This window comes from Mesorhizobium sp. M0862 (assembly GCF_040319795.1).
Classification (GTDB): domain Bacteria; phylum Pseudomonadota; class Alphaproteobacteria; order Rhizobiales; family Rhizobiaceae; genus Mesorhizobium.
Genome location: NZ_JAMYOJ010000005.1, coordinates 121963 through 147114 on the forward strand (window position 1 = coordinate 121963; position 25152 = coordinate 147114).

32 protein-coding genes are annotated in these 25152 nt (G+C 62.0%); 9 read left to right on the forward strand and 23 right to left on the reverse strand.

Annotated elements, in window-relative coordinates; genetic code table 11:
• Window positions 1-84: 84 nt before the first annotated feature.
• The 4 genes from NKI15_RS09570 to NKI15_RS09585 all read right to left on the reverse strand — a co-directional run bounded on the left by NKI15_RS09570 (window position 85) and on the right by NKI15_RS09585 (window position 2740).
• The gene (locus NKI15_RS09570) at window positions 85-531 is read right to left on the reverse strand and encodes a Ros/MucR family transcriptional regulator (protein WP_023670270.1); all 447 of its coding nucleotides are present in this window, start codon (window positions 529-531) and stop codon (window positions 85-87) included.
• Window positions 532-698: 167 nt separating this feature from the next.
• Window positions 699-932 carry a hypothetical protein gene (locus tag NKI15_RS09575; RefSeq protein WP_023684750.1) on the reverse strand — a complete coding sequence of 78 codons (234 nt, stop codon included), beginning with the start codon at window positions 930-932 and terminating at the stop codon, window positions 699-701.
• A complete protein-coding gene (locus NKI15_RS09580) occupies window positions 925-1893 on the reverse strand; it encodes a DMT family transporter (RefSeq protein ID WP_352886051.1) in 969 nt (322 codons plus the stop codon). The genes NKI15_RS09575 and NKI15_RS09580 overlap by 8 nt, the downstream gene beginning before the upstream one ends.
• Window positions 1894-1906: 13 nt before the next feature.
• Entirely contained in the window at window positions 1907-2740 is an 834-nt protein-coding gene (locus NKI15_RS09585) for a hypothetical protein (RefSeq protein ID WP_023743822.1), read from the reverse strand.
• Between the two features lie 111 nt (window positions 2741-2851).
• Between NKI15_RS09585 and NKI15_RS09590 the strand changes: the two genes are divergently transcribed.
• Entirely contained in the window at window positions 2852-3820 is a 969-nt protein-coding gene (locus NKI15_RS09590) for a LysR substrate-binding domain-containing protein (RefSeq protein ID WP_023743821.1), read from the forward strand.
• Between the two features lie 236 nt (window positions 3821-4056).
• Here the strand turns inward: NKI15_RS09590 and NKI15_RS09595 are convergent, their stop codons facing one another.
• On the reverse strand, window positions 4057-4209 hold the full coding sequence (locus NKI15_RS09595; RefSeq protein ID WP_023693936.1) for a hypothetical protein: 153 nt from the start codon (window positions 4207-4209) through the stop codon (window positions 4057-4059).
• Window positions 4210-4346: 137 nt separating this feature from the next.
• On the opposite strand from NKI15_RS09595, the gene NKI15_RS09600 reads away from it, so the two are divergent.
• The 3 genes from NKI15_RS09600 to NKI15_RS09610 all read left to right on the forward strand — a co-directional run bounded on the left by NKI15_RS09600 (window position 4347) and on the right by NKI15_RS09610 (window position 7115).
• Window positions 4347-4514: a hypothetical protein gene (locus tag NKI15_RS09600; protein ID WP_023684745.1), complete on the forward strand. Its 168-nt coding sequence runs from the start codon at window positions 4347-4349 to the stop codon at window positions 4512-4514.
• Between the two features lie 50 nt (window positions 4515-4564).
• Window positions 4565-6646: an ATP-dependent helicase gene (locus tag NKI15_RS09605; RefSeq protein ID WP_023684744.1), complete on the forward strand. Its 2082-nt coding sequence runs from the start codon at window positions 4565-4567 to the stop codon at window positions 6644-6646.
• A 166-nt stretch (window positions 6647-6812) separates the two neighbouring features.
• Window positions 6813-7115: a DUF982 domain-containing protein gene (locus NKI15_RS09610; RefSeq protein WP_352673800.1), complete on the forward strand. Its 303-nt coding sequence runs from the start codon at window positions 6813-6815 to the stop codon at window positions 7113-7115.
• On the opposite strand, the gene NKI15_RS09615 is transcribed toward NKI15_RS09610, so the two are convergent.
• The 5 genes from NKI15_RS09615 to NKI15_RS09635 all read right to left on the reverse strand — a co-directional run bounded on the left by NKI15_RS09615 (window position 7103) and on the right by NKI15_RS09635 (window position 10974).
• Window positions 7103-7354 (reverse strand): hypothetical protein, encoded by a 252-nt coding sequence (locus NKI15_RS09615; protein WP_352654477.1) that lies wholly within the window; start codon window positions 7352-7354, stop codon window positions 7103-7105. The two genes, NKI15_RS09610 and NKI15_RS09615, sit on opposite strands and share 13 nt — an antisense overlap.
• Window positions 7355-7398: 44 nt before the next feature.
• The gene (locus NKI15_RS09620; RefSeq protein WP_352654475.1) at window positions 7399-7752 is read right to left on the reverse strand and encodes a hypothetical protein; all 354 of its coding nucleotides are present in this window, start codon (window positions 7750-7752) and stop codon (window positions 7399-7401) included.
• Between the two features lie 551 nt (window positions 7753-8303).
• Window positions 8304-9089 carry a GGDEF domain-containing protein gene (locus NKI15_RS09625; protein WP_352538103.1) on the reverse strand — a complete coding sequence of 262 codons (786 nt, stop codon included), beginning with the start codon at window positions 9087-9089 and terminating at the stop codon, window positions 8304-8306.
• A 277-nt stretch (window positions 9090-9366) separates the two neighbouring features.
• Entirely contained in the window at window positions 9367-9975 is a 609-nt protein-coding gene (locus tag NKI15_RS09630; RefSeq protein ID WP_352538102.1) for a hypothetical protein, read from the reverse strand.
• A gap of 486 nt (window positions 9976-10461) precedes the next feature.
• Window positions 10462-10974, reverse strand: coding sequence for a DinB family protein (locus tag NKI15_RS09635; protein WP_023673440.1), 513 nt, complete (start codon window positions 10972-10974; stop codon window positions 10462-10464).
• Window positions 10975-11257: 283 nt separating this feature from the next.
• Here NKI15_RS09635 and bluB point away from each other — a divergent pair, with 283 nt between their 5' ends.
• Together bluB and ndk are read left to right on the forward strand one after the other, a co-directional pair.
• On the forward strand, window positions 11258-11893 hold the full coding sequence (bluB, locus tag NKI15_RS09640; protein WP_352886055.1) for a 5,6-dimethylbenzimidazole synthase: 636 nt from the start codon (window positions 11258-11260) through the stop codon (window positions 11891-11893).
• A 451-nt stretch (window positions 11894-12344) separates the two neighbouring features.
• On the forward strand, window positions 12345-12767 hold the full coding sequence (gene ndk / locus NKI15_RS09645; protein WP_352538100.1) for a nucleoside-diphosphate kinase: 423 nt from the start codon (window positions 12345-12347) through the stop codon (window positions 12765-12767).
• 86 nt (window positions 12768-12853) lie between these two features.
• On the opposite strand, the gene NKI15_RS09650 is transcribed toward ndk, so the two are convergent.
• Window positions 12854-13309, reverse strand: coding sequence for a MarR family winged helix-turn-helix transcriptional regulator (locus tag NKI15_RS09650; RefSeq protein WP_023701901.1), 456 nt, complete (start codon window positions 13307-13309; stop codon window positions 12854-12856).
• A gap of 64 nt (window positions 13310-13373) precedes the next feature.
• Between NKI15_RS09650 and NKI15_RS09655 the strand changes: the two genes are divergently transcribed.
• Window positions 13374-13850 carry a cupin domain-containing protein gene (locus tag NKI15_RS09655; RefSeq protein WP_352538099.1) on the forward strand — a complete coding sequence of 159 codons (477 nt, stop codon included), beginning with the start codon at window positions 13374-13376 and terminating at the stop codon, window positions 13848-13850.
• 3 nt (window positions 13851-13853) lie between these two features.
• Here NKI15_RS09655 and NKI15_RS09660 read toward each other — a convergent pair whose 3' ends face one another.
• The 6 genes from NKI15_RS09660 to NKI15_RS09685 all read right to left on the reverse strand — a co-directional run bounded on the left by NKI15_RS09660 (window position 13854) and on the right by NKI15_RS09685 (window position 19031).
• A complete protein-coding gene (locus NKI15_RS09660; protein WP_023814922.1) occupies window positions 13854-14621 on the reverse strand; it encodes a YbaY family lipoprotein in 768 nt (255 codons plus the stop codon).
• Between the two features lie 69 nt (window positions 14622-14690).
• Window positions 14691-15164 carry a molybdenum cofactor biosynthesis protein MoaE gene (locus NKI15_RS09665; RefSeq protein ID WP_023742333.1) on the reverse strand — a complete coding sequence of 158 codons (474 nt, stop codon included), beginning with the start codon at window positions 15162-15164 and terminating at the stop codon, window positions 14691-14693.
• Window positions 15165-15168: 4 nt separating this feature from the next.
• Window positions 15169-15426, reverse strand: a complete 258-nt coding sequence (moaD, locus tag NKI15_RS09670) for a molybdopterin converting factor subunit 1 (protein WP_023673448.1) — start codon at window positions 15424-15426, stop codon at window positions 15169-15171.
• 1 nt (window position 15427) lies between these two features.
• Window positions 15428-16024, reverse strand: a complete 597-nt coding sequence (pgsA, locus tag NKI15_RS09675; RefSeq protein ID WP_023673449.1) for a CDP-diacylglycerol--glycerol-3-phosphate 3-phosphatidyltransferase — start codon at window positions 16022-16024, stop codon at window positions 15428-15430.
• 170 nt (window positions 16025-16194) lie between these two features.
• Window positions 16195-18270: an excinuclease ABC subunit UvrC gene (gene uvrC / locus NKI15_RS09680; protein ID WP_023705337.1), complete on the reverse strand. Its 2076-nt coding sequence runs from the start codon at window positions 18268-18270 to the stop codon at window positions 16195-16197.
• Window positions 18267-19031: an SDR family oxidoreductase gene (locus NKI15_RS09685; RefSeq protein WP_023705338.1), complete on the reverse strand. Its 765-nt coding sequence runs from the start codon at window positions 19029-19031 to the stop codon at window positions 18267-18269. The genes uvrC and NKI15_RS09685 overlap by 4 nt, the downstream gene beginning before the upstream one ends.
• A 411-nt stretch (window positions 19032-19442) precedes the next feature.
• Between NKI15_RS09685 and NKI15_RS09690 the strand changes: the two genes are divergently transcribed.
• The gene (locus NKI15_RS09690; RefSeq protein ID WP_023673452.1) at window positions 19443-20093 is read left to right on the forward strand and encodes an outer membrane protein; all 651 of its coding nucleotides are present in this window, start codon (window positions 19443-19445) and stop codon (window positions 20091-20093) included.
• 63 nt (window positions 20094-20156) lie between these two features.
• Here NKI15_RS09690 and NKI15_RS09695 read toward each other — a convergent pair whose 3' ends face one another.
• The 3 genes from NKI15_RS09695 to NKI15_RS09705 all read right to left on the reverse strand — a co-directional run bounded on the left by NKI15_RS09695 (window position 20157) and on the right by NKI15_RS09705 (window position 22593).
• Window positions 20157-20753 (reverse strand): glutathione S-transferase family protein, encoded by a 597-nt coding sequence (locus NKI15_RS09695; protein ID WP_023705339.1) that lies wholly within the window; start codon window positions 20751-20753, stop codon window positions 20157-20159.
• Window positions 20754-21094: 341 nt separating this feature from the next.
• On the reverse strand, window positions 21095-21484 hold the full coding sequence (locus NKI15_RS09700; RefSeq protein ID WP_023673454.1) for a hypothetical protein: 390 nt from the start codon (window positions 21482-21484) through the stop codon (window positions 21095-21097).
• A 581-nt stretch (window positions 21485-22065) separates the two neighbouring features.
• The gene (locus NKI15_RS09705; protein ID WP_023705340.1) at window positions 22066-22593 is read right to left on the reverse strand and encodes a DinB family protein; all 528 of its coding nucleotides are present in this window, start codon (window positions 22591-22593) and stop codon (window positions 22066-22068) included.
• A gap of 62 nt (window positions 22594-22655) precedes the next feature.
• Between NKI15_RS09705 and NKI15_RS09710 the strand changes: the two genes are divergently transcribed.
• Window positions 22656-23279 carry a TetR/AcrR family transcriptional regulator gene (locus NKI15_RS09710; protein ID WP_027048822.1) on the forward strand — a complete coding sequence of 208 codons (624 nt, stop codon included), beginning with the start codon at window positions 22656-22658 and terminating at the stop codon, window positions 23277-23279.
• Between the two features lie 96 nt (window positions 23280-23375).
• Here the strand turns inward: NKI15_RS09710 and NKI15_RS09715 are convergent, their stop codons facing one another.
• The 3 genes from NKI15_RS09715 to NKI15_RS09725 form a co-directional block, all read right to left on the reverse strand.
• A complete protein-coding gene (locus NKI15_RS09715; protein ID WP_023673457.1) occupies window positions 23376-23822 on the reverse strand; it encodes a hypothetical protein in 447 nt (148 codons plus the stop codon).
• Between the two features lie 202 nt (window positions 23823-24024).
• Complete coding sequence (locus NKI15_RS09720) at window positions 24025-24447, reverse strand: VOC family protein (protein ID WP_023684718.1); 423 nt, start codon at window positions 24445-24447, stop codon at window positions 24025-24027.
• Complete coding sequence (locus NKI15_RS09725; RefSeq protein ID WP_023705343.1) at window positions 24435-24938, reverse strand: MarR family winged helix-turn-helix transcriptional regulator; 504 nt, start codon at window positions 24936-24938, stop codon at window positions 24435-24437. The genes NKI15_RS09720 and NKI15_RS09725 overlap by 13 nt, the downstream gene beginning before the upstream one ends.
• Window positions 24939-25152: the final 214 nt, after the last annotated feature.

Genomic DNA, 25152 nt, shown 5'->3' on the forward strand with positions numbered 1-25152 from the left:
CGGGGGCATAAGGCATGAAGACGGCGCGCCTTAAGCGCGCCGTCCATTGCAAACAGCAGACTGACTTTTCAGAGGCTGCCTGGTTCAGGCTTTGGGTTTGCGCTTCGTCACCTTGGCCGCGGCGGCCGGAACGGCCGGCTTGCGGCCGAGGCCCGAGGACTTGGCCAGTGCCGAACGGGTCGCGGAGTAGTTCGGCGCCACCATCGGATAGTCCGACGGCAAGCCCCATTTGCCACGATATTCCTCCGGGCTCAGACCATGGTCGGTCATCAGGTGGCGCTTCAGCGACTTGAATTTCTTGCCGTCCTCAAGACAGACGATGTGATCGGGAAACACCGACCGCTTCGGATTGACAGCGGGGTTCAGCGCGGGGCTTTCCACGGCGGCAATGCTGCCCAGCTTGCGCACCGATGCGCTGACGCTGGCGATCAGATCCGGCAGGCCAGACGCAGGGAGAGGATTGTTGCCGACATAGGCCGAGACGATGTCAGCAGTCAGTTCAATAGCGGTCTTGCTGTCGATGGTGTGCAATTCTGTTTCTCCCGCCGGTCATGAAGTTGCCGGCTTTTTTTAAGACTTCTCTTGATGTATCGACCTAGCTGCACCCCCCAACGGGTCGCTAAAGTCTCAATAAACGATCAAGAATCGGAACAGGAGGATGTTTCCACAACAGGTTGCAACGTTGCAAATTAGAAAATCTAATACTTGGAAACGGCCGACTTCGCGCCAGCAGATTTCAACTGCACGGACGCCGCAGGTTTAGAGTCGGCCAGTATGTCCAGAATGCGCTTCCAGCGGGCGCACCGGCCGAAATCTTTTTGCTCTATCGCCTTTTCGGCCTTCATGGCGGCGTAGAGCGGCGCCTCGGCGCCGAACTCCTTGAGCAGCCAGAATGCTTCCTGTCTGGCGAGGCGTTCATCGTCGTCAAGCATGTTCAGCCTCCGAGCGTTCTATGCCCACCGCAATACAGCTGCCGATGACGAGGACCGCACCGGCTATCGCGGTAAGCGTCAGCCTTTCGCCCGAAAGTGTCAGCAGCAGCGTCGATGCGATCGGCGTCAGATAGGCGATGACCGCAACCTTGCCGCCGCCTTCAAGCTTCAAGGCGCGCGACCAGAAATAATATCCCAGCCCCATCGGGCCGGCACCGAGATAGAGGCCAAGCAGGAGGTGCTCAATGGATGGCCAGGCAGCGCCGTCGTGAATACACCACAGCAAGGTCAGGCCGACGCCGACCAACGCCGAAGGCAAAAGCAAACGCTCCGACGGTGTGGCCAGGCGGGCGACCGCAATCGAATAGAAGGCCATGCACAGCGCCGAGCCGAAGGCAGCGAGATAGCCGACGATGCTGCCTTGGAGAAAAGGCTGGCCGCGACCACCCGAGATCACCAGCGCCACGCCGACAAAGCCGAGCACGGCAGTCAACCCCAGCAGCACGGGGCGTTGCCGCTTGCCCAGCACGATGACCGCCGCCGCGACCATCAGCGGCCAGGTGTAGGCGACGAGATTGGCCTCGATCACCGGCATGGAGGCAAAGGCGATGTATTGCAGCACCATGGTGCCGACCAGGCCAATAAAGCCGACCGCGACCGGCGCCAGGGTGCCGTCAGCACCCTTGGAAAAGGCTGCGTCTTGCGTGTCCCCCTTCCGGCTCGCCAGATGGATGACGGCGAACACCAGAGCCGCTCCACAAAATTGCAGCAACTGCACGAGCGACACTGGATGGCTGGCCAGCAGGGATTTGCCGACCAGCGCGTTGGTCGACCACAGGGCGACCGCGCCGGCGGCGAAGACCAGGGCCGATGGCGAGCCGGATCCATCCCGGAATCGGCGCGACGGTGCCTTGTCCTTATCGCCGACCATGATGTTACCGACGACCAAACCGGCGTCCACTTCTATGCTCTGGCTACCATGAATCCCTTGACCCGCCCGGGACCGGCGCATCGGCCGCCGCCGCAACCGGACGTTCTTCCTCGAAGCGGCGATAGGCCGGCAGCTGGTTCGTCCAGACGTCTTCGGCCAGTTCGTTGACCCATTCGCGATCGTGATCATTGTCGGCTGCGAGATAGAACATGCGATTGTCGTCGACGTAGGGCTTGGCCACAGAGCGCTGGTTGAGGACCAGCGTGACGCGCGAGCCGAGCTGTATCGGCGCGGTGCGGTGCAGCACACCGAGAAACTGGCCGAGCGTGGCGTAGTTCATCTTGTGGTCGATGCGCATGACCTGGTTGCGCGGAATCTCGCGGCCGGATTCAAGGATGGCGCGGCCGGTCTCGGAATCGTCGCAGTAGATTTCGAGATGGCCGCCGACCAGCGGATTGCTGATCGACAGCGGAATGAGTTCGGTGACCGGGACACCGTCGCAATGCCAATCGACGGCGCCGTCCTTGGGATTCATGAAAGTGACGGTCGAGCCGACGATCGACAGCGGATAGGGCTCGAGCTTGGTGCCCATCATGTCGGACAGACGTTCCAGGCGCAGCTTGTCATGCAGCAGTTCCTTGATCTCCGGGATAAAACGGTCGGCGCCGGTGATGAAGGTAAGGTCGAGGTGCTTGTGCACGGCGTGGCTGGCCTTGAGCTTCAACGCCGCCTCTTCGATCGCCGCCAGCAGCGCCGGGTCGTAGCCATGCAGATACTGCGCAACGCCGAAACCCGACACTTTCCAGGCCGTCTCATGGCCGATAATGGCTTCTCGGCTCATCGCGTAGCGCAGTTCAGGTATGGTATGGGCGTTCATTCTACTTCTCCAGGATGGGGGCATCACTTGGTAAACTGTCGATTAATTTCCCCACCCCTGTAAAATTAGGAATGCTGGTGCTAGTGTAAGCCCAGCTTAAGGTCGAAACGCGTGCGTCTGCTCAGTCAGGTCAACCTCAATTCGCTGAAGATTGTCGAAAGTGCCGCCCGGCACCGTAACTTCACGCGCGCGGGCGAAGAGCAGTTTATTACTGCTTCCGCCGTCAGCCAGCGCGTCAAAAGCCTCGAGGACCAGCTGCGCTTCAAGATCTTCCAGCGCGGCGGCAATGCGGTGTCGCTGACACCCGAAGGCGAGACCTATGTGTCGCGCGTTCGCGAGGCGCTGGAGCGCATCGTGGCGGCCAGCATGGAGGCGACCGGACAGTCGCAGGCGCATGTGCTGAAGATTTCGGTACTGCCGACGTTCGCAGCGCGCTGGCTGTTTGCCCGCCTGCCGCTGTTCCAGCGGCAATATCCCGAAATCGAAATGCGGGTCTCGACCTCCTACGCCACCAATGAGTTCGCCACCTCCGAGTTCGACCTCGAGATCCGCTATGGCGACGGCAGCTTTCCCGACCTCAAAGCGGACCTGCTGTTCAAGGAGGATTTGACGCCGGTGTGCAGCAGGAAGCTGTTCCACGAGGTTCTCGGCGACACGCCGCCGTCACAGGTGACGCCCGACGACCTCAGGCATTTCACGCTGCTGCATTCCGACACCTGCACGCAGAACTGGCAGTCGTGGCTGGGTTTTGCCGGCGCGAGTTCCGTGCTCGGCGAGACCAAGAGCATCTATTTCGATTCCTGCATGATGTCCTATGAGGCGGCCAATGCCGGCATGGGCTTTGCAGTCGCCAACCGCGCCTATATGGCGAGCGAGATCCGCGCAGAGAGACTGGTGGCGCCGTTTGCCGTGCATCACCCCAACACCGCCGGCTGGTATTTCGTCTGCCCGGTCACCGCGCCCTACACGCGCAAGGTGGAACTGTTCAAGCAGTGGATAATGGCCGAGGCGGCGCTGACGCAGTGCCAGCTGGACGCCGGGATTGCCGGCGGCCCGGTGCTGCGCAAGGCCATTGCCTGAGGTCCTCCCGTCGAGTTTCGTTCCGCACGCCATCTGACATCGAAGTTGTTTTGTGCAGAAGCGCCGTCATGAAGCAGGTCGATGCGGCCCACCTCATGACGCAGGCGAGAGACTCAGCTATCTTCGGTTGTTGCGGCGGACCTGATATCCGCCTGGCCGGCGCTATCAGCTCACCTCCCAAGCGGCGCCGGCCTTCTTCTCCTGAAAGCCGTTTCTCGTCTCCCGCCGGAAAACGATCATTGCGCCGGCTGATCGCCGCTGGCCGCCGGCTTTGGCGCCGAATCCGTCTGCGGGGTTTGGTCGAGCACCGGGGCTTTGGTTGGCTGGATGTCGCCGTCGCAGGCGGCGAGCGCCAAGCTGGCGGCCAACAGAATCAGAAGCCTCTTCATGGCGACCTCCTAGGTCTGCCCTCTCCTTCATAAGGCAACGAGGTGGTTCGGCTTTGGTTGCACGCTCGCAAACGACGCCGCGTCGGCTGGAACCAAACGGCGGCTCTGAGGTTGGTTGCCCAAAGGGAGATCGCGCCATGATCCGTCTGCTCATTACCGGCCTTTTCGCTTACGCGACCTATCGCATCGCCAAGGAGATCATCAAGGACGTGCCCGACAATTTCGATCCGTTGCCGGTGCCTGGCGACGAACGCGCCGCCTTGCGGCGCCAGTCGGCGGCAACGGGTGTCGCGCCACGGCGGTAAGGGCGACTTCCGCCCGTTGCGAACAAAGCGGAAACGATGCTTGATAGGCGATGACCATCGCCATCAATGATTCGTCCTTGCGGCCCGCCTATCTGGCGAAGCTCAACGCCGAGCAGCGGCTCGCTGTCGAACATGGCGACGGCCAGATCGCCGGGCCGCTGCTGGTGATCGCCGGCGCCGGCTCCGGCAAGACCAACACGCTCGCCCACCGGGTTGCGCATCTGATCGTCAAGGGCGCTGATCCCAGACGCATTCTGCTTATGACATTCTCGCGCCGCGCCGCCACCGAAATGGCCAGGCGGGTCGAACGCATCGCCGGCGAGGTCCTGGGCCGAGACGCGTCCGTCATCGCCGACGCGCTGGCCTGGGCCGGTACGTTTCACGGCATCGGCGCCAGGCTGCTGCGCGACTATGCGCTGACGATCGGCCTTGACCCCGCCTTTACCATCCATGACCGCGAGGATTCCGCCGACCTGATGAATCTTGCCCGGCATGAGCTTGGATTCTCGAAGACCGAAAGCCGGTTTCCGACCAAGGGCACCTGCCTGGCGATCTATTCGCGCGCCGTCAACGCTCAGGCGCCGCTCGGCGAGGTGCTGGGTTCGGCCTTTCCCTGGTGTGCCGGCTGGGCCGAACAGCTGAAGGCGCTGTTCGCCCGATATGTCGAGGCCAAGCAGGCGCAGAACGTGCTCGATTACGACGACCTCCTGCTCTACTGGGCGCAAATGGCCGCCGAGCCGGAGATCGCGGCGCATCTGGGCTCGCGCTTCGACCATGTGCTGGTCGACGAATACCAGGACACCAACCGGCTGCAGGCCTCGATCCTTTCGGCGCTGAAGCCGGACGGCGCCGGACTGACGGTGGTGGGCGACGACGCGCAGTCGATCTATTCGTTTCGCGCCGCGGAAGTGCGCAACATCCTCGATTTCCCGCAACAATTCGCGCGAGCCGCCGATGTCATCATGCTGGAGCGCAACTACCGCTCGACCGTGACTATTTTGGCGGCAGCCAACGCGGTCATCTCGGAGGCGTCGGAGCGCTTCACCAAGAACCTCTGGTCGGAGCGCAAATCCTCGCAAAGGCCGAAACTGGTCAGCGTGCGCGACGAGGCCGAGCAGGCGAACTATGTCTGCCAGGCCATCCTGGCCGAGCGCGAGGCCGGCACGGTGCTGAAATCGCAGGCGGTGCTGTTTCGCGCCTCGCACCACAGCGGCCCGCTGGAGATCGAACTGACGCGCCGCAACATCCCCTTCGTCAAGTTCGGCGGGCTCAAATTCCTCGACGCCGCCCATGTCAAGGACGTGCTTTCGGTGCTGCGTTTTGCCGAGAACCCGCGCGACCGCGTCGCCGGCTTCCGCGTGCTGCAGCTCCTGCCCGGCATCGGCCCTTCGGCGGCGAGCACCATCGTCGAGACCATGGCGACATCGCTCGATGAGGAAATGGGGCTGGCCCGCTACCGGCCGCCGCAACGCGCGGCTGAGGACTGGCCAGCCTTCGTTGCGCTTTATTCCGGCCTGCGCGCCCGGTCGGGGAAATGGCCGGCCGATCTCGAACAGGTCAGGCTGTGGTACGAGCCGCATCTCGAGCGCATCCACGAGGATGCGACGACGCGGCGGGCCGACCTCATGCAGCTCGAGCAGATCGGTTCCGGCTATGCTTCGCGCGAGCGCTTCCTGACCGAGCTGACGCTGGATCCACCGGATGCGACCAGCGACCAGGCCGGGCCGCCGCACCGCGACGAGGACTATCTGATCCTGTCGACCATTCATTCGGCCAAGGGCCAGGAATGGAAGAACGTCTTCGTGCTCAACACCGTCGATGGCTGCATCCCGGCCGATCTCGGCGTCGGCACCAAGGAAGACATCGAGGAGGAGCGCCGGCTGCTTTACGTCGCCATGACGCGGGCCAAGGACGGCCTGCATCTGGTGACGCCGCAGCGCTTCTTCACTCACGGCCAGGCAGCGCGCGGCGACCGCCACGTCTATGCCTCGCGAACCCGTTTCATCCCGGCCTCGATTCTCGGCGCTTTCGAGCAGACCTCTTGGGCGAGCGTCCACGCAAAGGACGATCCGCGCCACAGACCTGAAGTCCGCGTCGACCTCGGCGCCCGCATGCGCGGCATGTGGAAATAGAAGGCGCCGCAACCGCGGATGCCGGCCGGGGAGCGACCTCAAGAAGCAAATCGTCCTGTCACGGCATCTCTCAGGGAACCTCGGGCCGCCGGCCGCGTTTTCTGGCGTCCAACCCGCGATCGGAGAGCGGCGACCGCCGCCTTTCCGCCCATCCAGAGAGGCCAGAATGCACGACGCGATGTTCTTCACCCCGGTTGCCGTTAGCGTTGGCGCCGGCCACAAACGCATGCTCGCCTCGCTGTTCGACATGCATGATTTCCTGACCGAATTTCCGCCATCACGCCGGCGCCTGAGCTATGGCGCGGCCGTGAGGGCCTGCAAGGCGGCGCGCGCCGGCGAAATCTCGACCGAGGCCGCACGCGATGCCCTGATCACCTTTGCAGTCACGGCAGGCATCCTCTGGCCCGCGGTCCAGCCGGCCGTCTCGGTCAAGCCGGTCGCACACGGTTATGGCGGCTACGCCGTCTGAGACGGCCGGGACAGGGCCTGCCCAGCAAAAAGATCACTCGGACTTGCCGGTAGACGTCGAACGACAAACACGTCTTGGTGATCCCACCAAGCGTCCACTTCATCTTGGAGTAACTCGGCATTGGAAACGTCTTGAGATAGTTTGATCACGAACCCAAGATCCATGGCCATCATGCCGTATTTCTCAACCGCGATGTCGGCCTGTTCACTGTTCAAATGCAAACCGAAAGCCAAATTCACTCGGTGGCGTCTCCATTTGAAGAAAAGGCAGGGTTCGCGAGCCGTTAGTTGTGAAATCGGAATGCCACCAGGCCGCACAAAGCTGAACAGACGAACCAGCCATCGCGACAGTTGTTATCGGCATGTGGAAAAGAATGAAAGCGCAAAGACTGCATCATAGAGCCGGCCAAAACTGCCTCCTCCGGTATCGATCGCGACTGAATGGCTTTAACCTTGAATTCGTTCGCCAGGAAAGAAATCGCTTGTGGATAATCGGAACTGACGAGATCGATGTCTTCACCCTTTACAAGGTGCCGCGTCACGCATCCATACCTTGAGGCGAACTCGAGGAGTGAAAAAGGCCCCCGGCCTAGATGCCGTGTTAAAATTCCTTTGAGTTTTTGCAGATGCTTGCCCATTTCTGAGATATTAACTGGCCTTTGAGACGTCAGACACAAATCCATTATGGCTGATCAGGAATTGAATATATCATGATCTTGATGAAAGGATGGAACAACGGAAACTCTACGGATTATTTGTTCTCTAAGTAATTGTCGTTCCAACAGTTTAGGCCGACTTCTGGATCACTGACTCATCCGATCTATGAGCAGTGGATAACGGTACTAGCCGCCGAGGCGGGTACCACGCGCGATAGCGAGCGACGCTGCAGCCACCGTTTCGCCATCGGGTTGATCCACACCTCGAAGCAGAAATGGACGGCCAACCCGCAAGCAGCGGCGGACGCAGCAAGCGAGGACTATTTTAGGTACATCTGAAGGCATCATATCGATGCGGCAGGCCAACGGATCGCAGCGCCACCATTAGACCGAAACACTTGCGTTAAGGAACGAGGCCTGCTGCAGTCGACACCATGGAAGCTGACGGCGCCGCTGCGTGTTCCAGGTCGCATTGCCGCGATCCGTTTGAAAAGCGCCTGCGCCCGACCGGAGCCTCGCCTGGCGCCCGCATTTCAATGCAACGTCGGATCACCGGCCAGCAGGGCGCGCGGCCCGGTCGTTTCGAAACTGACCTGGTCGCGGCCGTTGGACTTGGCCTTGTAGAGGTGCCGGTCGGCCGTCAGGAACATGTCGGCATAGGTGGTCGGTCCGGTGAAGGCGACGCCGCCTATGCTCACCGAGAGCGGACAGGGCCGTCCACCCGGAGCAAACTCGACCTCGCGGATGCGCCGCCGGATCCCCTCAGCAACCAGCCAGGACTGCGACGGGTCGGCGCCAGGCAGGAAGATGGCGAACTCCTCGCCGCCGATGCGTCCAACGATGTCGGCGCCGCGCAGCTGAGCCTTGATCGTCTGCGCGATCAGCTTGAGCGCTTGATCGCCGCAATCGTGGCCCAATCGATCGTTGATAGTCTTGAAATGATCGGCGTCGACGATCAGCAGGGCGCCGGCATCGACGACGGCCTGGCTGCGCGCCTGTTCGAGATAGGCCTCGACCAGCATCGAAAACGCGCCGCGGTTGAACACCGCGGTCAGGCTGTCGGTCGCCGCGACAATGCTCAGATTCTTCTGGGCGATCGCCAGCTGGCGCATCTTGTACATAAGGAAAGAGAAGAACGACCCACCCAGCACGAGCGGCAGCAACAGGTCGGTGAGCTGCGCCCAGCGCAATGCTTCGGGCGACAGCGACGGAAAATTGTAGGAATCGACAAGGAAGGCCGCCGCGATGCAGATCGCCGTGCCGACAACCGTGACTGCTATGACCCTGCCCCAGCTCGTGGGCGACAGATCGACCCGCATGCCAATTTCTCCCACTGTGTTCGCTATTTTGCAGCGGGAACACAAATGAAACCCTAAACCCTTGCCTTCAATTCTAATGTGGTTAACGGTTAATCGAAAGTGTGACCGATTGCCGTGAAGATGCCGGCGGTCACAAAAAGCCCGCCACTTGCGCGGCGGGCTTTCCGACTGGCCGGAGGCTTCTCGTCAGCGCATGTCCCTCGGGAAGTCTGGGCCATGCGGTAGGAGAGTGCCGTAAAGCCTCACGGCTGGTTCGACACTCCCGGCGAAACCTGTCTCAGCGACGCGAGATCATAAGGCATAGCTGCCGCAGATCGCTGTCGTAGGTGCCCTCACTGGCGAGCACATCGACGCAGCGCTTCTTCATACGTGTCAGCTGGCTGTTCGACATGCTGGCGACGACACCGGGTGTCCCAGGTGTGCCTGGTGTTCCAGGAGTTCCTGGAGTGCCGGGCGTACCCGGCGTACCGGGCGTTCCGCCAATGCCGACGCCGACGCCGACGTTGATGCCGCTGCCGACGTTGACGCCGACACCGGCCTTGATACCTCCGCTGCCGCCGACCGTGGCCCCAACACCGGCCTTGATGCCACCGGCTCCGCCGACCGTCGCGCCAGCGCCGGCCTTGATGCCGCTGCTACCGCCGACTGAGGCGCCGAGGCCCGCAGTAACGCCGCTATTGCCGCCGACCGTTGCGCCAGCACCCGCCTTGATACCGCCGCTGCCGCCGACCGAGGCGCCGGCACCTGCATTGATGCCGCCAGCACCGCCGATAGATGCGCCGACACCGACGCCAATTCCGCCTCCTGCATTCGCGGGAGCGGCAAAAATAACGATAATTGCACCCGCCGCCAGTGTTCTAGCGATCTTCTGAGTGATATTAACCATGACACTCTCCTTGTTGCCGTTCTGCTTTGTGCATTGCAACATGCCAGCAAACCAAAGCAGACATATGCTTATGCACTCACAGCTACGCACGAGTCTTCCTTATAGTTTCTTTATTTTTTTCGACATAGGCCGTTGTAGTTCTCAATCAGTGTACTCGGTTTCTAAAAAAAAATATGTTTTTGCTTCAATATTTAAACTTTGTTGAATTTATTAAATAGAAACTCTACTGAAAAATGGAGCAGGTTGTAGCGGCCGGCCGAGCAAGGGGCGGCGCCAAAGGGCGGCACAAGCCACCGGGCAGCGTCGTGCAAACCACGGGCTTCAAAAACCCGGCTTGGGATTCAGGCTGGAGGTTGAGGCTTTGGCGCTGTCCGTCGCGTCCAGAGGCGTTTCACTGGTATCGGCGGCCAGGTCGCAGACGGATGGCACAAAGGCACCGAGGGATGTCGCCTCCGGCGTCTTCAAACGCAAACCGCGGTCAAGAAATCAGGCGTAGGCGCGGCCTTCGTCGGTGCGTTGGAAAAACGCCAGGTCGAGCTGCACCGAAGGCCGGCCGAGAATGGTCAGGATGGTATGCGCCTGGCCGCGGTGATGGGTCTGGTGGTTGAAGACGTGTCCCAGCGCCGGCGCCAGCCGCTGCGAGACGGTGCGCATGTCGGAAACGGTCATGTAGGAGAAGCGGCCGGACAAAGCCTTTTCGGTCAAACCGCCGACCCAGTCGACGATCCGCCTGTCCTCGGCCTCACGCGCCAGCTTTAGGCCAGGCAATGCGCGGTGCAGGATGGCGTCGAGTTTTGCCGGCGCGTCGCCCTCGCCGGTGAAGCGTTTCATCCAGATGCGGTCGGTGGCCAGCAGATGGTTGAGCGTGCCCATCATCGAGCCGAAAAATGCGCCGACATCGCGGTTGAACTCTTCTTCGTCAAGTGCGGCGACGGCATCGTAGATGCGGCCATTGGCCCATTGATTGTATGCCGCGAACATCATGAAATGCTGTTTCATCTTTTTCCCGCCGACGAGTTCCGCTTCAGCCGCAGGCGCCTAATTAGACCGCGAGGACGCAGCCGCCAATGACCATTCTGTTCTATGAACTCGCCGGACACGACGCGACCCGTCCGTTCAGCCCGCCTTGCTGGAAGGAGGCGGCGGCCGCAGCTTAGGGAATAGGCAGTAGGCAATAGGGTCTGAGGGCTGTACTGCCTACTGCCTACTGCCTACTGCCTACTGCCTACTGCCTACTGCCTACTGCCTACTGCCTACTGCCCACACAAGTCTCCTGATCGCCATGCCACCACCCCCCGATTTCACCGATGATTTTCGCGCCGGGCTGGTCACGCTGCTGCGCTGGCGCCGGGATGTGCGGCGCTTCGAGCGGACGGCTTTGCCCGAGGGTACGCTGGAGCGGCTGCTGGAGCTTGCCAGCGTCGCGCCGTCCGTCGGTCTCAGCCAGCCGTGGCGCTTCGTGGTGGTCGACAGCGCCGAGCGGCGGGGCGCGGTGAGAGACTGTTTCGAGCGCTGCAATGCCGAGGCGCTGGCATGCTTTTCAGGCGAGCGCGCCGCTCTCTATGCCCGGCTGAAGCTCGCCGGTCTCAATGAAGCGCCCTGCCAGTTCGCGGTTTTCGCCGACCGCACGACGCAACAGGGCCATGGGCTCGGCCGCATGACGATGCCGGCAACCATCGACTATTCGGCCGTCATGGCGGTGCACACGCTGTGGCTGGCGGCGCGGGCGGAAGGCATCGGCATGGGCTGGGTGTCTATCCTCGACGCGGCCGAGATGGCCGCAATCCTGGACACCCCGCCTGAGTGGACGCTGATCGGCTATTTCTGCCTCGGCTATGCCAGCGAGGAGCATGATCTGCCGACACTGGAACGCGAAGGCTGGGAGCAGCGGCGGCAGCCGGTGGTGATCAGGCGGTAAGGCTGCCGATCACTTCGTCTCTTCCTTGGCGATGAGCTTGACGCAGATCGGGTCGCCCTTCGGCATCGGGGTGCATTGCCATTCGGGGCCGAAGCCGAAGTCGTATTTGTGCGGCGACCCAAAAAGAGCAGCAGAACAAGGCCCACGGCAGCAAAAATGCCGATAGTCAATAGGCTCCCTTTTATGTCGCCCGGCCTGAGGTGGTGGTAGGGCCAGCGCGTCCCGTCAAACATGGTCCGATGTCTTTCCGTTCCGTGCGTGCCTGCGCAATCGCCATTTTCCCGCAAAGCCTTGCCTTTGACCACAGCGTTGCGAACAGCCATGCGGGCGGTCGCGGTCGAATAACGCTGCCGGGGCGCCTCCCCTTGGCAATGGGCCGGGCGGCTTGTATAGAGCCCGCCACTCCACATTCCGATCTCAAGACTTTCCATCTCAAGACAAGGACGACCCCATGGCGCTCGAACGCACCTTTTCCATGATCAAGCCGGACGCGACCCGGCGCAATCTTACCGGCGCCATCATCAGGATGCTGGAAGAGGCCGGCCTGCGCGTCGTCGCCTCACGTCGCGTGTGGATGAGCCGCCGCGAGGCCGAAGGCTTTTACGCCGTCCACAAGGATCGTCCGTTCTTCGGCGAACTGGTGGAATTCATGTCGTCGGCGCCGACCATCGTGCAAGTTCTGGAAGGCGAAAACGCCATTGCCAGGAACCGCGAAGTTATGGGCGCGACCAACCCCGCCAACGCCGCCGAAGGCACCATCCGCAAGGTCCACGCGCTGTCGATCGGCGAGAATTCCGTGCACGGCTCCGACGCGCCGGAAACCGCTGCTGAAGAGATCAAGTACTGGTTCTCGGACACCGAGATCGTCGGCTGAGCCGACGCGACCCAATGTATGCAAGAGGCCGGCACTTCGCCGGCCTTTTTCTTTGGTCAGGTCCCGGCTTCGGCTTCATGCCGCTTTCAACGGATGAGCGGCGTATCCCAGAGGTCGCCGAGCAGCGTTTTCAGCTCCGTGAAACGCTTCTCGCCCAGTTCCTCGGCCCATTCCCGTTCGACGTCGAGCAGGATGTCGGCCATCTTCTGGTATGCGGCGCGCCCGCGGTCGGTGAAGTGGACGACGGTCCCGCCGCTCTCATCGGGTGCCGCCGAGCGAGTGATATAACCCATCGCTTCCAGCGTCTTCAGCAGTTGATTCATGGCCTGCTTGCTCATCGCGGCGCGCTCGGCGAGCGCGCTCGGCCGAAGGCCATCCGGGCCGGGATATTGGATCACCGCCATATGCGGCGGGCTGAGGTCCTCGAAACCCGACGCCCTGAGATCCCTGATCAGCTTGCGGTGAATGGCCATGGCCGGAACGCGCAGCAGTGCACCGATCAGCGGTGGCTTCTTTGGCGGTTCTTCCGCGGATAATGGCATTGACACTCTGGTAAATTGAGTTTACTCATTTCGGTAAATTCAATTTACCACGTGGGAGGATGAAATGCTAGACAGAGCTAGCCAGATCAGCGTCAATCCGGCCGACGAGACAATCAGCCATGGCGGCCTTGCCGTGCGCTTCCTGCTGACCGGCGACCAGTCGAACGGCAGCATCGCCGCCTTCGAACTGACGGTCGCCGGCTCGCAGCGCCTGCTCGCCCCGGCACACAGCCACGATCACTATGAGGAGACGATGTACGGGATCGAAGGCGTACTGACGCTGACCGTCGACGGACAACGGCACGATATCGGACTCGGCCAGGCACTGTGCATACCGCGCGGCGCGGTCCACCGCTTCGACAACGACACCGCCGAGACCGCCAAGGTGCTGTGCGTGGTGACGCCGGCGGCGATCGGTCCGGACTATTTTCGCGAGGCCTTCGCCATCTTCAGCACCGGCGGCCCGCCCGACCGCGCCAGGCTTATGGACCTGATGCGCCGGTTCGGCCTGACGCCGGCGCCCCCGCCGCCGCAGTCTTGATTCTTAGCTCGCTGCGTTGAAGCGCAAGATATCGTGGCCGTCCTTGTCGGCGATGATCAGCTTGCCGCCATCGACACGGTATGACGCCGCCTTGGCGAGCGCCTCGAACAGCGCCTTTTCCTCGGCCATGATCTCCGGCGCGCAGGCCTTGTAGGTCGAGCCGATGTCGCTGATGACGATGGTCTCGCCATCGACCTTGGCGGTGGCGAAATAGGCGTTGCACGGGCCGCTGCCGCCCGCCTTGCCGGCTTCGCTGACCCGGAACGTCGCCTGCGGCTCCGAAATCACGCCGATACCATCGATATACTCGACTAGCCAGCTCTGGCCGAACAGCGAGGCCGAGGTCGGCTTGTCGCTCGGCGCCACCATTTTCAGCACAATGGCCTGCGGCGCCTCGCTGAGCGGATCGACCTGATAGCGCGAGTCCGTGACGAACAGCAGCTTGTCGTCGGCGGTGATGCGCGCCTGCAGCGCATAGGTCATGTTGGGCCGGATCACCGTTGGATCGAAGCTGATCTCGAACTTGATCGGCACCTGGCCGGCCGGCGCTACCTTGCGCTCGCCGACAATGGCGGCCGGCGCATCGGCCAGCGATACATCGGCAAGTTGAACCGACAGCACGGCGTTGGGCGGCAGCGCGATGCGCTCGCGATACATCACCTCGCCCTTCAGGGTTTTCTCGGCGGCGACGGAAGGCTCGGGAACGGCCAGAACGCCGATAACCAGCGGCACAAAACCGAAGACGAAGAATTCGGCGATCCTGTCCAGCATGCCCTTGCTCCCTTTTTGCCGATGCGATTTGGCCAAGGGAATGCGGTCAATACATGGCTGCGCCGAGATTTATTCGGGCCGCGCCTTCCAGCGCGCCGCAGCCTGGTCGTCGGCGTCCTTGGCCTCGACCCAGCCGCCATCGCTGCCGTCCACGCGGTGCTCCTTCTTCCAGAAAGGCGCACGCGATTTCAGGAAATCCATCAGGAAATTCGCCGCCTCGAACGCCGCCTGCCGGTGTGACGACGCCGCCACCACCAGCACGATGTTTTCGCCCGGTGCGATCTTGCCGTGGCGGTGGATGACAGTCAGGCCTTGCAACGGCCAGCGCTGAAGCGCCTCGCCGGCGATCCGGCTGATTTCGGCCTCGGCCATGCCTGGATAGTGCTCGAGTTCCAGCGCCGACAGCTGGCCCTGCTCGTCGCGGCAAAGTCCTGAGAAGGACACTACGGCGCCGATGTCGGCGCGACCCCCGGTCAGTTTCGCGATCTCGGCGGCAACGTCGAAATCGTCGCGCTGGATGCGCACCGTCGGCGCGCCGGACATGGTGTCAGCCCCCGGTCATCGGCGGAAACAGCGCGATCTCGCGCGCGCCGGCTATCTTCTCGCGATGCTCGACATGTTCCTGGTTGATGGCGACGCGGATCACATCAGGATATTGCAGCGCGTGCTCATATTCCTCGCCACGCGATTTCAGCCAGCGCAGGAGGTCGGCCACCGTCTCGATACCGGCGGGCAGTTCGACATCCTCTTCCGGCTTGCCGATCCGTTCGCGCACCCAGGCGAAATAAATGAGCCGGGTGATCATCTCACTCGTCCATGATGTGCTTGAGGCCGGCGCGGAAATAGTCGTAGCCGGTGTAGAGCGTGACGAGGGCTGCGATCCACAGCAGCACCAGTCCGGTCTGCGTGGTCAGCGGGAAGATCTTGTCGCCGGCAGGCCCAGCCAGCAGGAAGGCGATGGCGACCATCTGGATGGCGGTCTTCCATTTGGCGAGCTGCGTCACCGGCACCGAGACTTTCAATGCCGCCAAATATTCGCGCAGCCCCGAAACCAGGATTTCGCGGCACAGGATGATGATTGCCGCCCACAACGACCAGCCTGCGATGCCGGCATGACGGTCGGTGTCGGCGGCGAGCAGCAGCAGGCAGGTGGCGACCAGCAGTTTATCGGCGATCGGATCCAGCATCTTGCCGATGTTGGACGTCTGCTGCCAGGCGCGCGCCAGATAGCCGTCGAGATAGTCGGTGATCGAAGCCAGCAGGAAGATGATCAACGCCGACCAGCGGGCGAAGTCGCTCGATTTCAGATGCCCCTCGAGAAAAAAGCACAGCACCACCAGTGGCACCGCGACGATGCGGGCATAGGTAAGCATGTTAGGCAGGTTGAACGCGCGCTTGGCCATATCTCAGGGACTCTTTCTGCCTGCGTACTCAAATCAGAACCGGATGTAGGGGGTCAACAGGCGAGATTCGATTGGCCAGACGAAAATAGCGCGCGATTGCCGGGATTCGAGTGGCCTGCGAGAAAAGAACGGCTGCTGCCATTTGATCGGGACAGCGGCGTCACCGGCGCTCAGCTCTCATGGAAATGATTGTAGACGAGCTTGGCGACCTGCTCTGAAATACCGTCGACCTTGACCAGATCCTCGACTGCCGCGCGGCTGACCGCCTTGGCAGTGCCGAAGGCCAGCAGCAGCGCGCGCTTGCGGCCGGGACCGATGCCGGCGATCTCGTCGAGCGGGCTCTTGACCAATTCCTTCTTCCGCCGCGCGCGGTGCGAACCGATGGCGAAGCGATGCACCTCGTCGCGCAGCCGCTGGACGAAATAGAGCACGGGATCGCGGACGGGCAGCGAAAACGAGTCCCTGCCTCTGACGAAGAAACGCTCGCGGCCGGCATCGCGGTCCTGGCCCTTGGCGATGCCGATGGCCGCCACGCGATCCTCGATGCCGAGGTCGGCGAGGATCTTGCGCACCGCGCTCATCTGGCCCTGGCCGCCATCGATCAGGATGACGTCCGGCCAGGCCGGGAAGCTGCCGGAGATGTCTTCCTCGATGTCGTCGCCTGCTCCACCGGCTGCCGCGTCGTCGGGAACGACATCGCCATGTTCCTTCAGCAGCCGCGAAAAGCGCCGTTCCATCACCTCGCGCATCATGCCGAAATCGTCACCGGGCGTGATCTCGGTCGAGCGGATGTTGAATTTGCGGTACTGGTTCTTCACAAACCCTTCCGGCCCGGCGACGACCATGGCGCCAACGGCGTTGGTGCCCATAATATGCGAATTGTCATAGACCTCGATGCGCACCGGCGGCTTCGGCAGGCCGAAGGTCTCGGCAAAGCCGGCGAGCAGCCGGCCTTGCGTGGAGGTTTCGGCCAGCCGGCGGCCGAGCGCCTCGCGGGCATTCTGCAGCGCGTTGTCGGTCAAATCCTTCTTCTCGCCGCGCTGCGGCACCGAGATCGACACTTTACGGCCGGCGCGGGTGGACAGCGCTTCGGCCAGCAGTTCCTGATCCTGGACGCCTCGCGACAGCAGAATGTTCCGTGGCGTCGGCTTGTCGTCATAGAACTGCGCCAGGAACGAGCCCAGCACTTCCGCCCCCTCCAGTGCCGGATCGGCCTTGGGGAAATAGGCGCGGTTGCCCCAGTTCTGGCCGGTGCGGAAGAAAAACACCTGGATACAGACCTGGCCGCCCTCCTGATGGATGGCAAAGACATCGGCCTCGTCGACGGTGGCCGGGTTGATGCCCTGATGGCTCTGCACATGCGACAGCGCTGCCAGCCGATCACGATAAATGGCGGCGCGCTCGAAATCGAGCTCCTGCGAGGCCTGCTGCATGGCGGCAGAGATTTCGGTCTTCACCTTCTGGCTGCGGCCCGACAGAAAATCCTTCGCCTCGCTGACCAGCTCGGCATAGTCGCTATGCGAGATCTCCCCGGTACATGGACCGGCACAGCGCTTGATCTGGTAGAGCAGGCACGGCCGGGTGCGGTTTTCGTAAAAGGAGTTGGTGCAGCTCCTGAGCAGGAAGGCGCGCTGCAGCGAATTGATGGTGCGCCCGACCGCGCCGGCCGACGCAAAAGGTCCGAAATAGTCGCCCTTGCGCGATCGCGCACCGCGATGCTTGTAGATGCCGGGCGAGACGTGATCGCCGGTCAACAGGATGTAAGGGAACGACTTGTCGTCCCGCATCAGCACATTGAAACGCGGCCGCAAGCGCTTGATGAGATTGGCCTCGAGCAGCAGCGCTTCGATTTCGGTGCGGGTGACGACGAACTCCATCGTCGATGTCTCGCGCACCATGCGGCCGATGCGGGCGGTGTGGAACCGGCCTTGGGCGTAGTTGGTCACCCGCTTCTTCAGGCTGCGCGCCTTGCCGACATAAAGCACGTCGCCGGCAGCGTTCATCATGCGGTAGACGCCGGGCGCATTGGGCAGCCGCTTGACCAATGTCTGGATGACCTCGGCGCCGACCATGCCGTCGGCGTCGCCGGCATGCGGCGCCCAGTCTATCGCTGTGAAGGCGACATCGGGCCCGGTGGCCTCGGGCTCGACGATCTCCTCGACCGCTTCATCCTCAAGGTTGATCTCGGGCGGCATATCGTCGGCGGCGCCGGCGCGCGTCTTGTGTTTCTGGTCTGCGGGACTCATTCCACCATGCCTGTCACATCCGGCGTCTGCCATGCAAGATGCTGGCCGCCGTCGAGCGCGATCATCTGGCCGGTCACCGAGCGCGCATCCCAGAGATAGCGGATGGTGGCGCCGAATTCGGCCAATTGCGGGCCGCGCTTCAGAATCAGGCCGTCGACCTGCTTCTGGAAATCATCATCGTCCTGGCGCGCATTCTTCAGCGTCGGACCGGGACCGATGGCGTTGACGCGGATGCGCGGACCGAGCGCCTGTGCCAGCATTTCGGTCTGCGTCCACAAGGCCGACTTCGACAGCGCATAGGAGAAATAGCGCGGCGTCGGCCGCCAGACGCGCTGGTCGATGATGTTGACGATCAGCCCCTCCTGCCCTGGCGGCAAGGCGCGGGCGAAGTTTTGCGCCAACAGCGCCGGCGTCTTCACATGGATGGCGAAGTGAAGGTCCCATGCCGCCCAGTCGAAGTCCTCGACGCTATCGTCGACGAACAGCGACGCATTGTTGACAAGAAGCGTGACCGGGCCGAGCGCTGCCGCGGCGCGGCCGACGAGATCGCCAACCGCATCCATGTCGGTCAGATCGGCGGCTACCACGCCGGCGCGGCCGCCTCCGTCCCTGATGTTCGCAGCCAGCGCGTCGGCCTCGGCGGTCGAGCGGTTGGCGTGGATGGCGACGGCAAAACCGTGCGCGGCCAGATCCTCGACGATCGCCTTGCCGATCCGCTTCCCCCCGCCCGTCACCAGCGCCGTTCCGGCGGCTTCGATCATCTGTCAATCCTCAATCTGCGCCTCAATTCGGCTGGCGGCACATTGTGACGCGTCCAGGGGTTAAATGCCGTTTCCACCTGGGGCAGGAATGTGGCGAAACGGCTTTTTCGCCGCCGGCACCGCCCCGGATTCGGGTCGGCAGGACCGCAATATAGGACGCTGAACCCGTTGCACCAAGCCGAGTGCAGTGCAGCATCGCCTGCGTACTGACATTTCGCTGTTGCGAAGATGCAACGTCAAGCTTCGGCCTCATTCGTGCCGGGGAATGACCCATTTTCAGGTTCGCTGCCGCCGCATTTTGACACGACATTCGGAACCGTTGAGTGCCAGATCCGTTTCACCCCCCGGACGGGTTGATGGCGCTCAGGACAAACAGGCCTACGTGTCTTGTGGCTTAAGGAGTAAACAACAATGCAAACCAATCTCAAATTCGCGCCGCTCGCGGTTGCGCTCGGGCTCTTCGCCCTCAGCGGTACCGCTTTTGCTGCCGATGTCGTCTCGGAAGAGCCCCCGGCGCCGGCCCCGATCGCCGAGCTCCCCGTCGCTTCCTGGGCCGGCCCGTATGCCGGTCTCAGCGCCGGCTACGGCTTCAGCGGTCATGCCAAAGTCCAGGACGGCGGCCCCGACATCAAGACCAAGGGCTTTGTCGGCGGCGTTTTCGGCGGCTACCAGTGGCAGCAGGAAAACTTCGTGTACGGTGCTGAAGCCGATCTCGGCTACAATGGCGTCAAGGGTGACAGCGGCGGCGTCAATTCCAAGGGCGGCTTCGAAGGCTCGCTGCGCGCCCGTCTGGGTTACGCCGTGACCCCGGAAATCCTGCTCTACGGCACCGGCGGCGGCGCCCTGAAGAACCAGAAGGTCTCGGTCCCCGGCGACAGCGACAGCAACACCATGCTCGGCTGGACGGCCGGCGTCGGCACCGACATCAAGATCACCGACAATGTGTTCGGCCGTGTCGAGTACCGCTACACCGACTTCGGTTCCAAGAGCTTCGACAGTGTCGGCACCAAGGTCAAAGAGAGCGACAACCGCGTCACCTTCGGCGTCGGTATGAAGTTCTAACTGTCGTTCAAGCCACGACACAAGAAAGCCGGGCCTCGCGCCCGGCTTTTTTTGTTTCGCCCGTCAGGCCGGCACAGCCACCTTCAGCCCCGGAAACTTCTCATCGAAACGCGCTGCCCAGCGGGTCAGGCGGCCGCGGCCCTTTTCCCATTTGCCGGCGAAGCGCAGAGAGAGATAGCCGAGGCAGGCACGCAACGCCAGCTGGCCAAGCGTGATCTTCTTCGGCAGCTTCGGCGGATTGGCGTTGAGGAAATCGAGTGCGGCGGTGATCTTGGTCCACTGGCGATCGAGCCAGGGTTGATAGACCATCTCCTCCGGACGCGTGCGCCGCTCATAGACCATCGACAGCGCGCAGTCGCATATGCCGTCGGCCAGCGCCTCCAGCACTTCGGCCTTGAGGCGCTTGTCGGCATTGCGCGGCAACAACAGGCTCTTGGAAGCGCGGTTGAGATGCTGAGTGATCGCGCGGCTGTCGTGGATCGAGCGGCCGTCGTCGAGCACCAGCACCGGAATCTTGCCGAGGGGATTGGCTGACATCAGTTCAGCAGGCTTGTCCTCGGTCTTGACCGGCACCAGCTCGACGGCAATGCCGGCATGGAGTGCTGCCATGCGCACCTTGGAACTGTAGGGGGATGAGGACGCGTAGAGCAGCTTCGGCATGATCGGTTCCCTGTTTTCGGACGGCCAGTGCATGTCGCTCAACAATGCGGCTCCGGTCTTGAGAACGACGCGCGTAAAACAAAGGTCTAGAGCGCGTCGCCTGAACCCCATCGAATGCGACCGCCTTAGTGTTGGCCGATCTTCCCTGAGGGAGCAACTGCCAGAAGGGCAAAACCAGGCGGCCAATCCGCCGACAATGAAATCGCCAATGCATGTCTCACAGAAGTGGCCTCAATTTCGAGAGAACGACATGGATCAAAACAAGGCCTAAATCACCACAAAAAAGCTCCCGGGAATCTGCCAGTCGGCAAAGTTCCCGGGAGCTTTGAGATGGAACGTCGTTACTTCTTCTTGGCGGCTGGCTTTTTGGCCGGTGCAGCCTTCTTCACAGCTGCCGTCGACTTGGCGGCGGCGGCCTTCATCGGAGCCTTGGCGGCGGGTTTTGCCGCTGCCTTGGCTGCCGGCTTCTTGGCGGCGGGCTTGGCTGCTGCCTTCGCAGCAGGCTTCGCCACAGCCTTGGCGGCCGGCTTCTTGGCGGCGGGTTTCGCTGCTGCCTTGGCGGCGGGTTTTGCTACTGCCTTAGCTGCCGGCTTTGCCGCTGCCTTGGCGGCCGGCTTTGCCGCTGCCTTCGGTGCTGCCTTCTTTACTGCTGCAGGTTTCGCGGCAGCTTTCGGTGCCGCTTTCTTTGCCGGCGCTTTCGCCGCCGGCGCCTTCGTCGTGGTCTTTGCCATGCGATGCCCCTTGCGTTTGTGCCGATGGCCGTGAGTGACCCGGCGAGCTAATGCATATCTGACTCGTGCGTATCTAGCCAGCGAAGCATTACATAGAATTTCGCAGATTAAGTTTCGGTTACGCTGAGAGCATGATCGCAATGATCGGCACAGAAATCGGCAAGAAATCTTCCCGCTTCGCAGCGAACTGTTGCGAGAGAAATCTCTGATATCGCGACTCACACGTTCTTCTCGTCAAGCTCACATTCTCTTGCAACGCCGTCGATCTCACGCGGTCATCGGCGGCCTATTGGATGGCAACAATCATCGCACCGCAGAGGCTGATCTTGCTTCATCCCCACGGTTGCAGGAACAGCACTAAACTAAACGCGAGCTTTTTACTCGTATATCGAAAGTGGTTGGATGGAAGCCAGGAAAGACAGTACTTGAAGGGACAGCCTGTTGTGTTGGACGTTTCCCAGACGAGAAGGGAGGTCGCCAGCTTCGGCGCAAGAGATGCCCAACGGAAATGGGAAACGAAAGATCGGGGAATCCTCCTCCCGGGAAGCCGCGGTCCCTTGGAAGCCAACGGGTGCGGGCCCCTAAGCGCCAACCCGTTCGCGCACCTGCAGCCGGCGCGAAGGCTCGGCGTGGTGGAGGTGGACGGCAAACGTATCCCACGGCGGCGCAATGCCGATCTGCATCAGGATCCGCCCGATCTCGCCGCGGTGATAGCCGCCATGCGTGACGACATGTGTCAGCATTTCCTGGCGTGACATCATCGCCCTGTCGCCGTCGGTGAAGGTGAAAGGCACAGGCTCTGACATGAGCTTTGGCGAGACGGCTTCGATATAGTCGAGATACCAACGATCCACCGCAGCGACATCAGCGCTCAATTCATCGAGTGCCGGTGTGTCCTCGGTGTTGTCGGACGCATAGCCATGACGCGTGCCGGAAAGATGCGCGGCGAATATCTTCGATACGACAAGGTTGTGGTTGATGAGACGGGTCGCCGTGTGGCGCTGATCGACATGCTCCTGCTGGTCGAGGCCCGCAAGCTTCTGCAGCAATTCACCATTCGCCCAGGCTTGATAAACGAAGAGGCTGCGGAGCAAATCCAGCGCGTCCATGGTCTGTATCCTTTGCAAAAAATGTGAGTATATTATCTATATTCTTGGCTGCTGGAGCAGACATGTCTACTCGCATTGCAAAGCCGCGCTCACGCATGCGCAAGCAGCCGCGCCAGGCGCGTTCGAGAGCGACGGTCGAGGCGATCATCGAAGCCGGTGCTCATGTTCTAAGCGCGCTCGGCTGGGCCGGCTTCACCACCAACAAGGTGGCCGATGCGGCCGGCGTCAGCATCGGCTCGCTCTATCAATATTTTCCCGACAAGCTGTCGCTGGTCGAAGCAATTCGCCGGCGACATTTCGATCAGGTGCTGTCGGTGATCGCCGAATCAACAGAAGGCGACAAGCCGCTCAAACGATTCGCGCAGGAGCTGGTGCGCGGCATGATCGATGCGCACAGCATCCATCCGACGCTGCATCAGGTGCTGCTCGACGAGGCGCCGGGCGATCGCGGCTCACGCGCCGCCCATGCCTCGTTCCAGTCGCGCTATCTTGATCACTACACGGCGGCGGTGGCGCAATATCGCAGGCGCAGAAAGGACAATGAGACCGTGGCCCGGGTGCTGTCCTCAGCGGTCGAGGGCGTCATCCACAATGCCGCGCGGCGAGACATGCTCGACTTGCCGGAACTGCAGAAGCAGTTGGTCGAGCTGATCTGCGCTTACGTATCTGGTGGGAAGGCGATGTGAGGCAGCGGCAGCAGTTCGGAGATTGGCGAAACCGGAGCGACATCAGATCTCCCCCTTGCGGGAGATAGCAGGTTCAACGGCGGTTCTTATCCGACCTTAGCGCAGGACGCGGCAGCGGCCGTTGTAGACCATCCAGCGGTCGAAGCCCGAGACGCAGAATTCGACATTGTCGCCGATCGAGGCAAAACCCTGGCCTTCCTCGATCAAGTACCAGATGGTGCGGGCGCGGCCATCGGAAAGGCTGACGGTGGCGCCGCAATAGCGGCGGCCGATCGGCCATTCTTCGCTGGCCGGGAGATAGCGATGCTGGTGGATGCGTTGGAAATCGGTGATCGAAACATCCGGCAGATGCGGCACGTGATGCACCTGGTAGGAGAAGCGGCTGGAGATCTTGCTTAGCACCCAGGCCTCGCCGCAAACGCCGCTGTCCTCGTCGGAATAGACGGAAAGATCGGCGGCCTGCGCTGGCTGGCCGAGGGGTGCGGCCAGCGGCGTGCAAAGCGAAATCAGGGCAGCAAGAGCGGATTTGGCAAAGCGAGTCATGGCAGCCTCTCAAAGGTCGACTGCGCCCACTTTGCGGATTCGGCGGCGCGCGGTCAAGCGGTCGCGCTGCCGATGGTTTCCCGCTCCGCAACCGGTTTTTCCGGTGCGAAGCTGCGAAACCACGTCCTGACGTTTGAAAAAGCTCGCCTTGCCCATTAGGAAAAGCGGCCTGCCCATGGCCGGCGGGCCGCCGAAACCCGGTTCAGCCTTGCTTGGCGTCGCCCTGCGGTATGGCGGCCGGGTCCATCCACATCGCTTCCCAGACGTGGCCGTCAGGATCGGCCAGGCTGCGATTGTACATGAAGCCATAATCCTGCTGGGCGTTGATGTCGGCGGCGCCGCCATTTTTAGCCGCCGCCTCATTCATCGCATCGACCGCCGCGCGGCTGTCGCAGGACACGGCAAGCATGACCTCGCTCGAGGTGGCCGGTGGGATGGGGCGATCGGTGAACTGACGCCATTTGGCATGGGTGAGCAGCATGACGTTGATCGTTTCGCTCAGCACCATGCAGGCTGCGGTGTCGTCGGTGAAGTGCGGGTTGTTGTCGAAACCGAGAGCTTTGTAGAAGGCCATCGACGCAGCGAGGTCGGCGACGGGCAAGTTGACGAAGATCATACGGGGCATAGCGTCTCCTTGACAGTACACAGTTGAAACCGGACCGGCGTTGCGCCGGACCATCCTCCGATGCCTTCTCTCAACGCACCGGTTTTGCTTTGCCGCGCACCCTCTCGGTCTGCGCCTTCTGCATCGCTTCGACCTCTTGATAAGCCGAGCAAAAACTGCATCTCGGCCGCCGAATATTTCTCCAGCAATGCGTCGCCCGCCTCGAGGATCGGATGGTAGCAGCGCCGGACGAGTTCCTCGGTGCCCGCCGCGACCATGACCTTGCGCCTGTCATCGGGATCCGGCTGGCGGCTGACGAAGCCGCGCTTTTCCAGCCGGTCAATCAACGTCGTAACCGCCGCCGGCGTGAGATTTGTCTCCCTCGCTACGACGTTTGCCGGCCGCGGGCCGTGACTGATCGCGCCGAGACAGCGGCGCTCGGCAGCGCTCAGCACATAGATTTCGGCAACGGTCCCATCGAACGTTTCAACGGCATCCTGCCAGCGCGACATCGCGAAGCCTATCGCGTTGACCCGTTCCTTTTTTGTCGATCTTGGCTTCGATTCGAAATCTAATAATTAGACATCTATCTATCTGATTCTGGGATTAGCGTCAACGCCAAGCCGATTAGATGTGCATCTCCATGGTTTCGGTTCGTTGAACACAGCTGAGCATTCGCGGATGGCGCCACCGTCAAAACTTCTAGCGACTTTGTGTCTTTGCCGC

What these genes read in the sequence shown, in the direction of transcription:
- NKI15_RS09575 (WP_023684750.1), bottom strand. Translation starts at nt 932, where the DNA reads ATGCTTGACGACGATGAACGCCTCGCCAGACAGGAAGCATTCTGGCTG.
- NKI15_RS09585 (WP_023743822.1), bottom strand. Translation starts at nt 2,740, where the DNA reads ATGAACGCCCATACCATACCTGAACTGCGCTACGCGATGAGCCGAGAA.
- NKI15_RS09595 (WP_023693936.1), bottom strand. Translation starts at nt 4,209, where the DNA reads ATGAAGAGGCTTCTGATTCTGTTGGCCGCCAGCTTGGCGCTCGCCGCC.
- NKI15_RS09600 (WP_023684745.1), top strand. Translation starts at nt 4,347, where the DNA reads ATGATCCGTCTGCTCATTACCGGCCTTTTCGCTTACGCGACCTATCGC.
- NKI15_RS09605 (WP_023684744.1), top strand. Translation starts at nt 4,565, where the DNA reads ATGACCATCGCCATCAATGATTCGTCCTTGCGGCCCGCCTATCTGGCG.
- NKI15_RS09610 (WP_352673800.1), top strand. Translation starts at nt 6,813, where the DNA reads ATGCACGACGCGATGTTCTTCACCCCGGTTGCCGTTAGCGTTGGCGCC.
- NKI15_RS09620 (WP_352654475.1), bottom strand. Translation starts at nt 7,752, where the DNA reads ATGGGCAAGCATCTGCAAAAACTCAAAGGAATTTTAACACGGCATCTA.
- NKI15_RS09625 (WP_352538103.1), bottom strand. Translation starts at nt 9,089, where the DNA reads ATGCGGGTCGATCTGTCGCCCACGAGCTGGGGCAGGGTCATAGCAGTC.
- NKI15_RS09630 (WP_352538102.1), bottom strand. Translation starts at nt 9,975, where the DNA reads ATGGTTAATATCACTCAGAAGATCGCTAGAACACTGGCGGCGGGTGCA.
- NKI15_RS09635 (WP_023673440.1), bottom strand. Translation starts at nt 10,974, where the DNA reads ATGAAACAGCATTTCATGATGTTCGCGGCATACAATCAATGGGCCAAT.
- bluB (WP_352886055.1), top strand. Translation starts at nt 11,258, where the DNA reads ATGCCACCACCCCCCGATTTCACCGATGATTTTCGCGCCGGGCTGGTC.
- ndk (WP_352538100.1), top strand. Translation starts at nt 12,345, where the DNA reads ATGGCGCTCGAACGCACCTTTTCCATGATCAAGCCGGACGCGACCCGG.
- NKI15_RS09650 (WP_023701901.1), bottom strand. Translation starts at nt 13,309, where the DNA reads ATGCCATTATCCGCGGAAGAACCGCCAAAGAAGCCACCGCTGATCGGT.
- NKI15_RS09655 (WP_352538099.1), top strand. Translation starts at nt 13,374, where the DNA reads ATGCTAGACAGAGCTAGCCAGATCAGCGTCAATCCGGCCGACGAGACA.
- NKI15_RS09660 (WP_023814922.1), bottom strand. Translation starts at nt 14,621, where the DNA reads ATGCTGGACAGGATCGCCGAATTCTTCGTCTTCGGTTTTGTGCCGCTG.
- NKI15_RS09665 (WP_023742333.1), bottom strand. Translation starts at nt 15,164, where the DNA reads ATGTCCGGCGCGCCGACGGTGCGCATCCAGCGCGACGATTTCGACGTT.
- moaD (WP_023673448.1), bottom strand. Translation starts at nt 15,426, where the DNA reads ATGATCACCCGGCTCATTTATTTCGCCTGGGTGCGCGAACGGATCGGC.
- pgsA (WP_023673449.1), bottom strand. Translation starts at nt 16,024, where the DNA reads ATGGCCAAGCGCGCGTTCAACCTGCCTAACATGCTTACCTATGCCCGC.
- uvrC (WP_023705337.1), bottom strand. Translation starts at nt 18,270, where the DNA reads ATGAGTCCCGCAGACCAGAAACACAAGACGCGCGCCGGCGCCGCCGAC.
- NKI15_RS09685 (WP_023705338.1), bottom strand. Translation starts at nt 19,031, where the DNA reads ATGATCGAAGCCGCCGGAACGGCGCTGGTGACGGGCGGGGGGAAGCGG.
- NKI15_RS09690 (WP_023673452.1), top strand. Translation starts at nt 19,443, where the DNA reads ATGCAAACCAATCTCAAATTCGCGCCGCTCGCGGTTGCGCTCGGGCTC.
- NKI15_RS09695 (WP_023705339.1), bottom strand. Translation starts at nt 20,753, where the DNA reads ATGCCGAAGCTGCTCTACGCGTCCTCATCCCCCTACAGTTCCAAGGTG.
- NKI15_RS09700 (WP_023673454.1), bottom strand. Translation starts at nt 21,484, where the DNA reads ATGGCAAAGACCACGACGAAGGCGCCGGCGGCGAAAGCGCCGGCAAAG.
- NKI15_RS09705 (WP_023705340.1), bottom strand. Translation starts at nt 22,593, where the DNA reads ATGGACGCGCTGGATTTGCTCCGCAGCCTCTTCGTTTATCAAGCCTGG.
- NKI15_RS09710 (WP_027048822.1), top strand. Translation starts at nt 22,656, where the DNA reads ATGTCTACTCGCATTGCAAAGCCGCGCTCACGCATGCGCAAGCAGCCG.
- NKI15_RS09715 (WP_023673457.1), bottom strand. Translation starts at nt 23,822, where the DNA reads ATGACTCGCTTTGCCAAATCCGCTCTTGCTGCCCTGATTTCGCTTTGC.
- NKI15_RS09720 (WP_023684718.1), bottom strand. Translation starts at nt 24,447, where the DNA reads ATGCCCCGTATGATCTTCGTCAACTTGCCCGTCGCCGACCTCGCTGCG.
- NKI15_RS09725 (WP_023705343.1), bottom strand. Translation starts at nt 24,938, where the DNA reads ATGTCGCGCTGGCAGGATGCCGTTGAAACGTTCGATGGGACCGTTGCC.